The sequence below is a fragment of the Pseudarthrobacter sp. L1SW genome (assembly GCF_020809045.1).
GTDB lineage: Bacteria > Actinomycetota > Actinomycetes > Actinomycetales > Micrococcaceae > Arthrobacter.
The window spans coordinates 3,812,943-3,826,822 of sequence record NZ_CP078079.1 but is presented as its reverse complement, the minus strand read 5'-3'; the positions used below and the strand labels follow the sequence as shown (position 1 = coordinate 3,826,822).

Annotated in this window: 11 protein-coding genes and 1 tRNA gene; 3 read left to right on the top strand and 9 right to left on the bottom strand. The window is 65.6% G+C overall.

The window, feature by feature from the left end:
* Positions 1-90 precede the first annotated feature (90 nt).
* The 4 genes from KTR40_RS17775 to KTR40_RS17760 all read right to left on the bottom strand — a co-directional run bounded on the left by KTR40_RS17775 (position 91) and on the right by KTR40_RS17760 (position 3,687).
* Entirely contained in the window at positions 91-1,233 is a 1,143-nt protein-coding gene (locus KTR40_RS17775; protein ID WP_228404570.1) for an FAD-dependent oxidoreductase, read from the bottom strand.
* An 18-nt stretch (positions 1,234-1,251) separates the two neighbouring features.
* Positions 1,252-2,178: an AEC family transporter gene (locus KTR40_RS17770; protein ID WP_228404569.1), complete on the bottom strand. Its 927-nt coding sequence runs from the start codon at positions 2,176-2,178 to the stop codon at positions 1,252-1,254.
* Between the two features lie 66 nt (positions 2,179-2,244).
* A complete protein-coding gene (panD, locus tag KTR40_RS17765; protein ID WP_228404568.1) occupies positions 2,245-2,670 on the bottom strand; it encodes an aspartate 1-decarboxylase in 426 nt (141 codons plus the stop codon).
* A gap of 102 nt (positions 2,671-2,772) precedes the next feature.
* Positions 2,773-3,687, bottom strand: coding sequence for a LysR substrate-binding domain-containing protein (locus tag KTR40_RS17760; RefSeq protein ID WP_228404567.1), 915 nt, complete (start codon positions 3,685-3,687; stop codon positions 2,773-2,775).
* Between the two features lie 154 nt (positions 3,688-3,841).
* Here KTR40_RS17760 and KTR40_RS17755 point away from each other — a divergent pair, with 154 nt between their 5' ends.
* Positions 3,842-5,305, top strand: coding sequence for an amino acid permease (locus tag KTR40_RS17755; protein WP_139030823.1), 1,464 nt, complete (start codon positions 3,842-3,844; stop codon positions 5,303-5,305).
* A gap of 369 nt (positions 5,306-5,674) precedes the next feature.
* Positions 5,675-9,181: a proline dehydrogenase family protein gene (locus KTR40_RS17750; protein WP_228404566.1), complete on the top strand. Its 3,507-nt coding sequence runs from the start codon at positions 5,675-5,677 to the stop codon at positions 9,179-9,181.
* A 100-nt stretch (positions 9,182-9,281) separates the two neighbouring features.
* Here the strand turns inward: KTR40_RS17750 and KTR40_RS17745 are convergent, their stop codons facing one another.
* Complete coding sequence (locus KTR40_RS17745) at positions 9,282-9,599, bottom strand: hypothetical protein (protein WP_139030820.1); 318 nt, start codon at positions 9,597-9,599, stop codon at positions 9,282-9,284.
* A gap of 158 nt (positions 9,600-9,757) precedes the next feature.
* Entirely contained in the window at positions 9,758-10,612 is an 855-nt protein-coding gene (locus KTR40_RS17740; protein WP_139030819.1) for a LysR family transcriptional regulator, read from the bottom strand.
* A gap of 142 nt (positions 10,613-10,754) precedes the next feature.
* Here KTR40_RS17740 and KTR40_RS17735 point away from each other — a divergent pair, with 142 nt between their 5' ends.
* Positions 10,755-12,179: an MFS transporter gene (locus KTR40_RS17735; protein WP_228404565.1), complete on the top strand. Its 1,425-nt coding sequence runs from the start codon at positions 10,755-10,757 to the stop codon at positions 12,177-12,179.
* Between the two features lie 7 nt (positions 12,180-12,186).
* Here KTR40_RS17735 and KTR40_RS17730 read toward each other — a convergent pair whose 3' ends face one another.
* The 3 genes from KTR40_RS17730 to KTR40_RS17720 form a co-directional block, all read right to left on the bottom strand.
* Positions 12,187-13,341, bottom strand: a complete 1,155-nt coding sequence (locus KTR40_RS17730; protein ID WP_139030817.1) for a N(5)-(carboxyethyl)ornithine synthase — start codon at positions 13,339-13,341, stop codon at positions 12,187-12,189.
* Entirely contained in the window at positions 13,338-13,478 is a 141-nt protein-coding gene (locus KTR40_RS17725; RefSeq protein WP_171059134.1) for a hypothetical protein, read from the bottom strand. The genes KTR40_RS17730 and KTR40_RS17725 overlap by 4 nt, the downstream gene beginning before the upstream one ends.
* A gap of 98 nt (positions 13,479-13,576) precedes the next feature.
* Positions 13,577-13,650: transfer RNA gene (locus tag KTR40_RS17720), tRNA-Gly, on the bottom strand.
* Between the last annotated feature and the right edge of the window lie 230 nt (positions 13,651-13,880).

Genomic DNA, 13,880 nt, shown 5'->3' with positions numbered 1-13,880 from the left:
CCAACTAGGTAGCGCCAAGTGTCGTTTTGGGGGTCCAAAACGACACTTGGCGCTACCTAGTTGAGTTGGTGGGTGTGCGGGCTGTGGCGCCTACCGCGACGCGCGGAAGATTTCCGGGGCCGGCCGCGTGCCAGTGGCGAGGTCGGCGAGGATCCGGCCGATCACGGGAGTGAACTTGAATCCGTGCCCGGAGAACCCGGCGCCGATCACCACAGGGCCGATCCGGTCCAGGATAAAGTCCTCGTCCGGGGTGGTGGTGTAGGTGCAGCTGATGGGCTCGAACGCATCGGCGTCCACGCCGGGCAGCCACGTCCGGGCATAATCCTGCAGGGCCGCGAGCTGCAATGGTTCGGGCTGGAAGGTGCGCCGGTCCGGGTCCACCAGCGGGCCCACGCCGTGCCAGCCGGCCTTGATCCCTTCGCCGGGCGTCTGCATCCCATAGACGGGGGAGTACCAATTCCTGTAGTCCACCCCGCCGCCCGGGTAGTGGTTGAAGCCGGGCCACACCGCGCCTGTGTCCGCAACGCGGAAGTGGGCCGGCTGCTCCTGGGTCACCCTGAGCTTTGGGATCCGCAGCCCTGCCCCGGGGCTGCTGGTGGCCGCGCCGCCCAGGAGTTTTTCCGTCCAGCCGCCCGCTGTGACAACTACCTGGGCCGCGGTGACCACCTCGGTGCCGCCGCCGGATTCCAAAACCAGCCGGACGCCGTCGTCCATTACCTGGAGGTCCACCACCTTGGTGTGGTGCCGGATCTCGGCGCCGCGGGTTGCGGCAAGCCGCTGGAACGCAGGAAGCGCCGCTTCGGGGTTGAGCTGGCCGCCGTCGGGCATATGCAGTGCCTGCTGGTCGAAACGGATGCCGCGCCAGCGCTCCCCAGCCTCGGCCGGGGTCAGGAGTTTCGCCCGGATGCCCGCCTGGGACAGTGCCTCGGCGGTGTCCGGCAGCCGGGGGTCCGGGCCGTGGTTCACAACCCCCGTCCGTGCCAGCAGCGTCTCACCGCTTTCCTGCTCAAGCTCATCCCACAGGGCAAGCCCCTCGGCCAGCATGGCCACGTATTCGGGCCGGTGGTAACCCGGGTTCAGGTTGCGGGTGGTGCCGTGCGAGGCCCCGATCTTGTGGCCCGGCCCGAACTGCTCCACCAAAGTCACATGCCGGCCGCGGCGGGACAGCGCCCACGCGGCGGCCGAGCCCATGGCGCCGCCGCCGATCACCACGGTGTCCAGAACAGTACTCATCAGCCCTCCAGGCTCGGGTCAGGTCAGCAGCAGTGCCACGCCGATCATCGCCGGCACGGCCACAACAGTGGTAATCAGCACGGTGTCCTTGGCCACGGTGAGTCCGGTCTTGTAGCGGCTGGCAGCCACAAAGACATTCTGCGCGGTGGGCAGGGCGGCGGTCACCACCACGGCAAACAGGACATGGCCCTCAAGCCCCAGCGCGAACCGGGCAAACAAATAGGCAAGCGCGGGCTGGACGGCCAGCTTGAAGCCGCTGGCCAGCAGCGTGTCGAGGCGCCGGCACTCCGAGGCCTGGAGCGGGCGGGTACCGTTCAGGCTCATGCCAAAAGCGATCAGCATGGCCGGAATCGCCGCACCGCCGATCAGGTGGATGGGCTCCATCACCAGCTGCGGGACCTGCCAGCCGGTCCCGGCCACGGTCAGGCCCAGGGCCGAACCCACGATCATGGGATTCCGCAGGATCATCACGATGAAATTCAGGGGCGTGGTGCGGTGGGAGCTCGTGCTTGAATCCAGCAGCATCAGGAACAGCGGCGTGAAGAAAGCGAGCTGGAAAATGAGCAGCGGCGCCACGTAGCTCGCGTCACCCAGGACGTACACCGCAATCGGGATGCCCAGGTTGGCGGAGTTCACCAGTGAGGCCGCCATGGAGGACATCAGGGACTCGGGCAGCGAGCGTTTGAGCCAGAACTTGGCGATGGCGAAGAAGATCGCGGCGGTGGCCACGGCCGATACCGCCGCAACCAGCAGTGGCGCCGCGAAAACCTCTGCGAGGCGGGCCTTGCTGAGCGTTTCGAAAAGCAGGGCTGGGCTGGCTACAAAGAAGGTGAGGGAGCTGAGGACCTGCCGGGCATTCTCGCCCAGGATCTTCTGCCGGCCCACGAACCAGCCCACCAGGATGATGCACCAGACCACGAAAAATCCGGCGAGTACCCCTAGCAAAGGACAGTCCGCAGGGAACCGGCCCGCCGGGCACGGGGGATTGGAATACCGGAACCCACGCTCCGGTTAGACGGTGGCGTTGTTAAGCGCGAAAGGGGGCCGCATCATCCCCGGGGTGAGGCCCTCTGCGGGGTCGTTGCCGAGCTGGATTATCCGGTTGTTTTCGTCCACGTGGACCACCCGCGGTTCATAGGCCTTGGCCTCTTCGGTGGTCATTTCGGCGTAGGTAATCAGGATGACAATGTCGTTCTCGTGCATCAGGTGCGCCGCTGCACCGTTGATGCCGATTACGCCGGAACCGCGCTCGCCGGCGATGGTGTAGGTCTCAAGCCGTGAACCGTTGGTCACGTCCACAATGGACACGAGCTCGCCGGGAAGGATGTCGGCGGCCTCAAGCAGGTCCAGGTCAACTGTGACCGAACCTACGTAGTGCAGGTCGGCGTGCGTGACGGTGGCCCGGTGGATTTTGGACTTGAACATTGTTCGATTCATAACGGCTTCAGTCTAGCGCCGGGGAACCGCCGGCGCAGTGATGCAGGGAACAGTGACGCCAGGCGCTGCCACTTTTGGAAGGACGCGTCCGACGGCGGCCAGTCACCCGCCGTCGTGCTGTGCCACGGCCGCTGCGGTGGCAGCGAGGGTCTCCCGCGCGGCGAGGATCGCAGGCCGCTGCGCGCTGGAGCGGCGGACGGAGGTGAACACGGTGCGGTGCGGCTTGCCCGGCAGGTCAAGGAGCCGGGCGGTGGTGCCGCGCCCCGTCCACACCAGATCCGGCATGAGTGCCACTGCATTGCCGGACTCGATGAGCCGGATCTGGGCCTGGAGGTCCGCGGTCTCATACCTCACGTCGGGCTCGAACCCCGCGCTCCGGCAGGCCTGCTCGGCCCAGTGGCGGGACGCCGCACCCCGCGGTTCCATGACCCAGGCGAGCTGCGCGGTGTCCTCGATCGAGGAGATGGCGGCGCCGCCGTCGGACGCGGGGGGAACGGCGAGCCGGATGGCATCGGTGGTGAGCTTCACCCGGTCCAGCTCCGGATAGCGCGGCGCGGCATGGCCGGGGTACTGCTCGGCGATGACCAGGTCGAAGTCGCGCGCCCACGTTTCATGCAGCGCCGTTTCCGGCTCGCGCTGGATCATCTCGATGCGAACCTCGGGATACGCGCCGGCCATGCGAGTAAGGGTCTCGGGCATGAGCGCCAGCGCCGCAGACTGGAAGACCGCGATCCTGACGGTTCCGGTCACCGTGGTCAGGGACGCCGCCAGGTCCGCCTCGGCCTGTTCCATGGTCTCCAGCAGCTGCGCGGTGTGGGCCACCAGGACCTCCGCCTGCGGGGTGAGCTGCACCCGCCGCCCGGTCTTGCGCAGCAGTTCAACCCCCACTTCCTTCTCCAGCAGGGCAAGCTGTTGGGAGACCGACGACGGGCTGTACTGGAGTGCGTCTGCCACCTCCGCGAGGGTCCCCCGGATGCTCAACTCCCGGAGCAGGCGGAGCCGGCGGACGTCAAGCATAAGGAAATCCTTACCGAAACTAATGAATATAGGTTAGAAGTAGTCACTTTATCTAATGCAAGCCCGCTTGCATACTGTTGGGACCGAGTTACCCCCGTCACAAGCGATTATTTCGCGCGCCGTGGCGGGGCAGCACCCCAAGCAGGAGTTCCTGATGAGCACTAGAGACATGACCCAGTCGATCATGCGGCGCAAGCCGATTGACGACATTGAAGAAGAGAACAAACATAGTGGCCTCTTTAAGTCACTCGGGCTTTGGCAGCTTACGGCGATCGGCGTAGGCGGCATTATCGGCGTCGGCATCTTCTCCCTCGCGGGGTTGGTGGCCGCCGGCAGCGAAACCGCACCCGGGGTGGGGCCCGCGGTGCTGATTTCGTTCCTGATCGCTGGCCTTGCTTCGGCGGCGGCAGCGCTTTCCTACGCAGAATTCGCGGGCATGATTCCGCGCGCCGGGTCGGCCTACACCTACGGCTACGTGGCGCTGGGTGAGGTGATCGGCTGGTTCATCGGCTGGGACCTCTTGCTGGAATACATCGCGATCGTGGCCGTCGTGGCCATTGGCATCTCGGGCTACTTTGATGCCTTCCTCTCCGGAATCGGCATCCATATGCCGGTCTGGATGACTTCCACCCCGGATGAAGGCAAGGGTGGCATCGTCAACATTCCGGCCATCGTGGTCTGCCTGATCGTGACCTGGATCCTGTCCCGCGGAACCAAGGCGTTCGGCCGGTTCGAACTGGTGGCCGTTGCCATCAAAGTCATCCTGATCCTGTTCATCATCGGGCTGGGCGTCTTCTACATCGACACCAACAACTACAACCCGTTCATGCCGTCCGGCTTCGGCCCGGTTCTTGCCGGTTCCGCCACCGTGTTCTTCGCGGTATTCGGCTACGACGCCATGAGTACCGCCGCGGAGGAAGCCACCGACGGCAAGAAGCACATGCCCAAGGCGATCATCCTGTCGCTCATCATCGCCATGCTGCTTTATGTGGCAGCCACCCTGGTCCTCACGGGCATGCAGAACTACAAGGACATCGACCCCAAGGCCGGCTTCGCGTCAGCCTTCACCGGCGTGGGGCTGCCGATCATTGCCACCATCATTTCGGTATTCGCGGTGCTGTCCATCCTCACGGTGATGCTGACGTTCCTGCTCGGTGTTACCCGCGTATGGTTCTCAATGAGCCGCGACGGGCTGCTGCCTGGCTGGTTCTCCAAGACCGACCGTCACGGCACGCCGCAGCGCGTGACCTGGATCGCGGGCATCGCCTCCGCACTCCTGGCGGGCGTGTTCCCGATCAAGGCAGTTGCCGACCTGACCAACATCGGCATCCTGGCCGCGTTCGTCGTCGTCTGCCTGGCCGTCATCATCTTCCGTTACAAGAAGCCTGACGCCCCCCGCGCTTTCCGCCTGCCCTTCATGCCCCTGGTCCCGGCCTTCGGCGTGCTTGCTTCAGCCTTCCTGATGTTCCAGCTGCACTGGGAGACCTGGCTGCGGTTCGGCATCTGGCTGGTGGTGGGCCTGGCGATCTACTTCTTCTATGGCAAGAAGAATTCGCTGATGAACCCCAACAGCCCGCGGCACGAAGAAATCGTGGAGATGCACCGGCCCATCGGCTGACCCTCGCCCCCTTGCGACGCTCTCTCACTTAATGCGGGTTTTTACGGGACGCTCTCTCCCTTTCCTGAGGAAAGGGAGAGAGCGTCCCTGTTTTTCCGGCGTTAAGTGAGAGAGCGTCGCCAGGAAAACGACGTTAAGTGAGAGAGCGTCCTGCTGGGGCGGGCGGGGCAGGGGAGGGTAGGGGACGAGAGAGGCGGGGAGGGCGGCTGGCGAGGCTGCCTTTTGCTGGTTAGGACGGGTTCCCAAGTCGGGGCTAATCCTTTGGGTTTTCTAACCTGTATTGCTTAGGAAAGATCGCTTTATCTTATGTGACTGGAAGTTCATACTGGTGGATAAGACCTCCTTGAACCCAGAAAGATCGGGATAACCATGACCCACATTGCTATGGAACCGGCAGTCGCCACCGGGACCGCGCCGCGGACCGTCGACGTCGATGTGCCCCAGGCCAAGGCCCTCTCAACCGAAGCCGTGGCGCTGGTCCGCCACTGGCTCACCGAGGCATCAAAGGTTCCCGTGGACTCCTCCGCCCAGCAACTGGCAGGCGTCCTGAAGGACCCCAACGGCCTGGAATTCACCGTTGGCTTCGTGGACGGCGTTGTCCGCCCCGAGGACCTGAACGTCGCCGCCCGCAACCTCGCCGCACTTGCCCCCAAGGTCCCGGCATTCCTGCCCTGGTACATGCGCAGCGCCGTAGCGCTGGGCGGCACCATGGCTCCGGTCATGCCGCAGGTGGTCATCCCCATCGCCCGCAAGGTCCTGCGCGAGATGGTGGGCCACCTGATCGTCGACGCCACCGACGCCAAGCTGGGCCCGGCCATTGCCAAGATCAGGAAAGACGGCATCAAGCTCAACGTCAACCTCCTCGGTGAGGCTGTCCTCGGTGAGCACGAGGCCTCCCGCCGGCTCGAAGGCACGCACACCCTGCTGGCGCGCCCCGACGTCGACTACGTCTCCATCAAAGTCTCCTCCACGGTTGCCCCGCACTCCGCCTGGGCGTTCGACGAGGCCGTGGAGCACGTGGTCGAGAAGCTCACCCCGCTGTTCGAGCGCGCTGCCTCCTTCGCCGGCCCCGGCAAGAAAGCCAAGTTCATCAACCTGGACATGGAGGAGTATAAGGACCTGGACATGACCATTGCGGTGTTCACCAGGATCTTGGACAAGCCCGAGTTCAAGGACCTGGAAGCGGGCATCGTGCTCCAGGCCTACCTTCCGGACGCCCTCTCCGCGATGATCCGTCTGCAGGACTGGGCAGCCGAGCGCCGCGCCAACGGCGGCGCCGCCATCAAGGTGCGCGTGGTCAAGGGTGCCAACCTGCCGATGGAGCAGGTGGAGTCCTCCCTGCACGACTGGCCCCTGGCGACCTGGGGCAGCAAGCAGGACTCGGACACCAGCTACAAGAGCGTCATCAACTACTCGCTGCACCCCGAGCGGATCAAGAACATCCGCATCGGCGTGGCCGGGCACAACCTGTTCGACATCGCCTTCGCGTGGCTCCTGGCCAAGCAGCGCGGTGTTGAAGCGGGCATCGAGTTCGAGATGCTGCTGGGCATGGCCCAGGGCCAGGCCGAAGCCGTGAAGAAGGACGTGGGCAGCCTCCTCCTCTATACGCCGGTGGTGCACCCGGCCGAGTTCGACGTCGCCATCGCCTACCTGATCCGCCGCCTCGAAGAGGGTGCCAGCCAGGACAACTTCATGTCCGCGGTTTTCGAGCTCAGTGAAAACGAAACGCTGTTCGAGCGCGAAAAGCAGCGCTTCCTCGCCTCGCTGGACGCCCTGGACAACAGTGTTCCGGCGCCGAACCGCAAGCAGAACCGCAACCTGCCCCCCATCCCGATGCCCCACAACGCCTTCGAGAACACCCCGGACACTGACCCGTCCCTCCCCGCCAACCGTGACTGGGGCCGGGCGATCCTGGAGCGCGTCCCGTCCTCCACCCTGGGCAATGCCGCCGTCAAGGCAGCCTTCATCAATGACGAAGCCACCCTCAACACAGCCATCGAAACCGCCGTCGAGAAGGGCAAAGCCTGGGGCGCCCTCTCCGGCGCCGAGCGCGCCGAAATCCTGCACCGCGCCGGCGACGTCCTGGAGGCCCGCCGCGCCGACCTGCTCGAGGTCATGGCCAGCGAAACCGGCAAGACCATCGACCAGGGCGATCCCGAGGTCAGCGAAGCCGTGGACTTTGCCCATTACTACGCCGAGTCCGCGCGGAAGCTGGACAAGGTCGACGGCGCCACATTCGGCCCAGCGAAGCTCACCGTGGTGACCCCGCCGTGGAACTTCCCGGTCGCCATCCCGGCAGGGTCCACCCTCGCGGCACTCGCCGCCGGTTCCGCCGTCGTGATCAAGCCTGCCAAGCAGGCTGCCCGCAGCGGCGCGGTCATGGTGGAAGCCTTGTGGGAAGCCGGCGTTCCCCGCGACGTCCTGACCATGGTGCAGCTCGGCGAGCGGGAGCTGGGCAAGCAGCTGATCAGCCACCCGGCCGTGGACCGCGTAATCCTCACCGGCGGCTATGAAACCGCGGAACTGTTCCGCTCCTTCCGCCAGGACCTGCCGCTGCTGGCCGAAACCAGCGGCAAGAATGCCATCATCGTCACTCCGAGCGCCGACCTGGACCTGGCGGCGAAGGATGTTGCGTACTCCGCGTTCGGCCACGCAGGCCAGAAGTGCTCCGCAGCTTCACTGGTGATCCTGGTGGGCTCCGTTGCCAAGTCCAAGCGGTTCCACAACCAGCTCATTGACGCCGTGACCTCCCTGAAGGTGGGCTACCCGGAGGATCCCACCAGCCAGATGGGCCCGATCATCGAGCCCGCCCACGGCAAGCTCCTCAACGCCCTCACCACCCTTGGCGAGGGCGAGAACTGGGCCGTGGAGCCGAAGAAGCTGGATGACACCGGACGGCTGTGGAGCCCGGGCGTGCGCTACGGCGTCAAGCGCGGCTCCTACTTCCACCTGACCGAGTTCTTCGGACCAGTGCTGGGCGTGATGACCGCTGAGACCCTGGAAGAGGCCATCGAAATCCAGAACCAGATCGAGTACGGCCTCACCGCCGGCCTGCACTCGCTGAACTTCGCGGAACTCGGCATCTGGCTGGACAGCATCCAGGCCGGAAACCTCTACGTGAACCGCGGCATTACCGGTGCAATCGTGCAGCGCCAGCCGTTCGGCGGCTGGAAGAAGTCCGCAGTTGGCGCCGGCACCAAGGCCGGCGGGCCCAACTACCTGGCGGGCCTCGGCGACTGGGCTCCCGCGACGGCTTCGGCGGATGCCGCTGTCACCCACCCGGGCGTGCGCCGGATCCTCAACGCCGCCGGCGCTGCCCTGCAGCCGGCGGAGCTCGAGTCAGTGCAGCGGGCCGTCGCGTCCGATGCCCAGGCCTGGGCCGAGGAGTTCGGTACGGCTAAGGATGTCTCCGGCCTCAGCGCGGAGCGCAACATCTTCCGTTACCGCAGCCTGCCGGTGACGGTCCGGCTGTCCGAAGGCGCGCCGCTGGCGCACCTGGTGCGGACTGTGGCGGCCGGTGTGCTGGCGGGTTCGGCACTCACGGTGTCCTCCGCCGTCGAACTTCCCGCCCAGCTGCGCCCGGTGCTCACCGCGCTGGACATCGAAGTAACGGTAGAGTCCGACGCCGACTGGCTGGCTGCCGCGGGCCGGCTCGCGGCGGCGGGGAAACTTTCCGGTGGACGCGTCCGCCTGATCGGCGGCGATGCATCCGCGCTGGCCAAGGCAACGGGCGGCCGCCCCGACCTGGCAATCTACGTCCACCCGGTCACCGAAGCCGGCCGCGTGGAGCTGCTGCCCTTCCTGCACGAGCAGGCCGTCAGCATCACCGCCCACCGGTTCGGAACCCCCAACCACCTTTCGGACACGCTGATCTAGGTTTCCGCGACAGTTGCTGCCGGCACAGGGATGCCGGCGCCACAAAGAGGGCCGGACGTTCACCTTGCGGTGGCCGTCCGGCCCTTTTGGCCTGCGGATGCTAGCCCAGGTACCACCCGGGCGGCGTCCACGTGACTGGAACACTGTGGGCAGAGAAATCCTCGCAGCGGGTGCAGGTATAGGCGACTTCGCCCAGGGTGCCTACCGAACCGTCGCGCCGGTAGGTGGGCGGAATGTAAGACTCAAGGTAGATGAACTCGTCGGTGCGGCACCTGTCACAGGTGGGTTTGCCGACATATCCGGAGTCGGTGGTGGCGATGCCTGCACCGAGTCTGGAATTGCGGGTTCCAAGCGGACGCGCAGTGGTGTGCGCGCGGGCATGGGCCGGGGTGTAGTGGGGGTTCTTGGCTGTCGTCATTGGCTGCCTGTCCCGAGCCGGAATCCTGGCGTGCAGGAGCGGCCTCGTGTTGGATGACCGGCCGGCTGCTTGACCCTGGAAAATCAGCATAAGTGATGCTACCTTCCGCAATCAATGGACACTGCGGTATGGCTTCGCCTGCGGGACACCTTGGGGCGTTATGCTGATCGGTTAATGGTCCGGCCCACAATTGACTGGGTCAGCGCGTCAATCACCTCGGCGTTGGCCAGCGGGTTGCGGATGAGGGTGAAGTCAACGTCGCCCACCGCGGGCAGGTCGAAGCGCCGGGTGATGATCTTCAGGTCCTCGGGCACCAGCGACGACGGCATGACGGCGACGCCGATCCCCGCCCGGACCGCCGCCAGCACACCACTGATTTGCCGTGTTGTGCACGTGATCCGCCAGGTTCTGCCATGGGACTCGAGCGCGTCTATGGCCAATTTCCGGCTCAGGCTGGGGGAAGGGTAGGCGATGAGCGGGACCGGGGCGGCCCGGTCCAGCATGGTCTGCTCCAGGCCCACCCAGGAAAAGGAATCATGCTGGACCACGGTCCCGTCCTTGGCTCCGGCCACCCATTTCACAAATACAAGGTCCAGTTGCCCCGCGTTGAGCTTCCGGTACAGCTGGTCGCTTTGGCCCACCGTGAGTTCCAGGTTGATCTGCGGGTAGATCTGCCGGAATTCCCGCAGGATGCGCGGCAGTCCGGTGATGGCGAGGTCGTCCGCGGTGCCGAACCTCAGCCGTCCGCGCATTGCAGAACCCGAAAAGTAGCGGGATGCGGAGTCGTGGGCGGCCAGGATGTTCCGGGCAAACCCCGCCATCGCGTCCCCGTTGTCAGTGAGCCGGACGTCCCGGGTATCCCTGCTGACCAGCACCCGCTTGGCGGCAGCCTCCAGCTTGCGGACGTGCTGGCTGACCGTGGGCTGGGCCAGGCCCAGCCGCTCGGCGGCCTTGGTGAAACTGAGCGTTTCCGCCACGGCAAGGAAGGAGCGCAGCTGGGCTGGTTCGAACACAATGGACTCCGGTGGGCGTCGGTGCGGACTTCTGTATTGCACTCTGCAATAGGAGTTATAGGGACGATACGTCTCCATAATCCCGTGCCCCCAGCCTAGCGTTAAGGACATCCCGGACCGCACGCACTGTGAGGACACACCTGTGGCACCCCCACCGCCTTCATCGGCAACCGTCACCCAGCCCGTCATCGACACCGCACACTCCGCCCCGCCGGACAACCAGGCCCCGCCCACCCAATCCCCGCCCGTCCAGACTCCACCCGTCCAGACCCAGCCCATCGCCGTCGTCAGCGAACGCCTGCCCTGGAAGCACACCTTCATCTCCCTCAGGGTTCCCAACTTCCGCATCTTCGCCGTCGGCCACTTCATTGCCGTTATCGCGATCTGGATGCAGCGGATCGCCCAGGACTGGCTGGTGCTGGAGCTCTCCGGCTCCGTGACCGCTGTTGGCATCACCGTGGCGCTGCAGTTCCTGCCCTCCCTGCTCCTCGGGCCGTGGGGAGGGATGGTCGCGGACCGGTTCGCCAAGCGGAAGATCCTGATCCTGTGCCAAAGCATGGCCGCGGTCCTGGCCGCCGCGCTGGCAGTCCTTGCCCTAAGCGGCGCCATTGAGGTGTGGCACGTCTATGTGATCGCGCTGGTGCTTGGTTTGGTGACCGTCCTTGACCAGCCGGCGCGGCAGGTGTTCGTCAACGAACTCGTGGGGCCGAAGTACCTGCGCAACGCCATCAGCGTCAACTCCACCACCTTCCAGCTGGGCGGCCTGATCGGCCCCGCCCTGGCCGGATGGCTGCTGACCGCCGTGGGGGCAGGGTGGGCCTTCGCGGGCAACGCCTTCGCCTGCTGCTCCACGGTTGCCATGCTGCTCATCCTGCGCAAGGACCAGTTGTTCGTCAGCGCGCCCACCCCGAAGAGCAAGGGAATGCTGCGCGAAGGGCTGCGGTACGCGCTGGGAAAGCCCACCATCTACTGGCCCTGGCTGATGGCCGGGTTCATTGCGGTCTTCGCTATGGGGCTGCCGGTGGTGCTGGCAGCCTACGCCGACCACGTCTTCAACATTGGCGCCGGCGGCTACGGCCTCCTGAATGCCCTGGTGGCCCTCGGCGCCCTGTCCGGCGCGGTGGCATCCACCCGGCGCCGCCAGCTCCGGCTGCGGTCCGTGGTTTTCTGCGCCGGAATGTATGGCGCCATGCTGTGCGTTGCCGCGCTGGCGCCGTCCCTGCCGGTGTTCGGTGCCGTGATGGTGCTGTCCGGGTTCTGGTGCCTCATGTTCCTCACCGGATCGAACCAGCTGGTCCAGGTCAGCTCCAACATGGGCATCAGGGGCAGGGTGATGAGCCTGTACATCATGGTGCTGATCGGAGGCCAGGCCATTGGCGGGCCCATGCTGGGCTGGATTGCCGAACATGCCGATCCGCATGTTGCCCTGCTGGTGTCCGGCGGAGTGCCCGCCGTCGCTGCCGTGACGGTCGCGGTAATCCTTGCGCGCAAGGGTTCGCTGTTGGTGAGGGTGGACCTCAAGGACCGGCGGCAGCCCGTGCGGATCGTCCGGCGGGCTGCAGCGTAGCCCGCGGCTACAGAGCCTGGTGCGGGTACGCCTCTTCCCGTTTCTGGAATTCGAGCACGTCCTTGTTGCGGACCACGCCGTCACGGATCTCGATGGCACGGGAGATGGTTTCGTTGCCGTCCCATGCTTCGGGGCCGCTTATGACGGTTTCCAGGAACGGCAGCAGGGCCTGGCTGATTTCCCAGCTGGCGGAGTTCCAGAGGTAGGACGGGCTGTGGTCCACCGCGTAGTAGTTGATGTGGTCGCCCACCGTGAACATCGGGTCGGCGAACGTGGTGGACCGCGCCCAGCTGAAGCCCATGCCCTCGTCACAGGACACGTCCACGATGAGGCTGCCCGGGTTGAAGGCCGCGAGGTCCTCCGTGCGCAGGTAGGTCAGCGGGTTGTTGGGGTCCTGCAGGGTGCAGTTGACCACAATGTCGCTCTCGGCCAGGAACGGCGCCAGCGGCACCCGGCCCCGTTCGGTGATGACCTGGCTGAGGAAGGGTGCTTGGGCGTCATGATCGAACTGGACGATGTTCACCGAGTGGATGGGAGCGCCGACGGCGGCCACCCCTCGGTTGGTCAGCACCTGGACATCGTGGATTCCATGGGCGTTCAATGCCGTGACGGCGCCGCGGGCTGTAGCGCCGAAGCCGATGACCGTGGCGCTGAGCCGACGGCCGTAGTCACCGGTTGACCCGGTGAGCGCCAGGGCGTGGAGCACCGAGCAATACCCTGCGAGTTCGTTGTTCTTGTGGAACACGTGCAACCCGAATCCGCCATCACTGGCCCAGTGGTTCATGGCCTCGAAAGCGATCAGCGTGAGCTTCTTGTCAATGGCCAGCTGCGTAATGGCGCGGTCCTGGACGCAGTGAGGCCAGCCCCAGAGGACCTGGCCGTCCCGCAGGTCGGATAAATCCTCCGCCTGAGGCTTCGGCAGGAGGACGACGTCGGCCTCCGCCACGAGCGTCTCCCTGCTGGCCATCGCGCCCACCAGGGTGGAGAGGTGCGCGTCCGAAACGCCGAAGCGCTCACCGTAGCCGTGCTCAAGGATGATGTGCTGGCGGACCTCCGGCGCAATGCGCTCGAAGTGCAGCGGATGGATGGGGAGCCTGCGCTCGTCCGGCTTTTTTGTTGATGCCAGGACGCCCAGGGTCAGTTTGTTCTCCGCCGCGGTCACTTCTTTTTGGCGGCCTTGTTGGACGTTACGTCCAGGGAGCTGGCTGGTGCGGAAGCGGCCTTTTTGTCTGCGCGCTTTTCCTTGATGGACTTGCCGGATTTTTTGGATGCTGTTTGACGCGGGGACTTGTCAGCCATGTATTGCTCCTGTAGCGGAACCGAAGAGGTTCCTGACTTCTGACGATACACGCAGGCACCTAATGGCCCGGCCGGTGCTGGCGGCCCCGCCGGCAACATGGAGCGGCTGACGGGAATCGAACCCGCGTATCAAGCTTGGGAAGCTAGCGCTCTACCATTGAGCTACAGCCGCAGTGCCCCGCCGAAGAGGGGCAGAACATAGCTTAGCGCAGATGTCTCCGTGCCCTGCCCATCCAGCGTTCCGGCACCCCGTGTCCCGGGCGCCCGTGCGTCATCCGGTAACTCTTCAATAACGTCCCGGGCCCTGACTAGGTGGGCGTGAGGAGCGCTGGTTAACCTGAACCGGGTAGCTGCGGTGCCGGGGGGATGCGGCTGCTGCGGCCAGCCGACGTCCACTCAGAA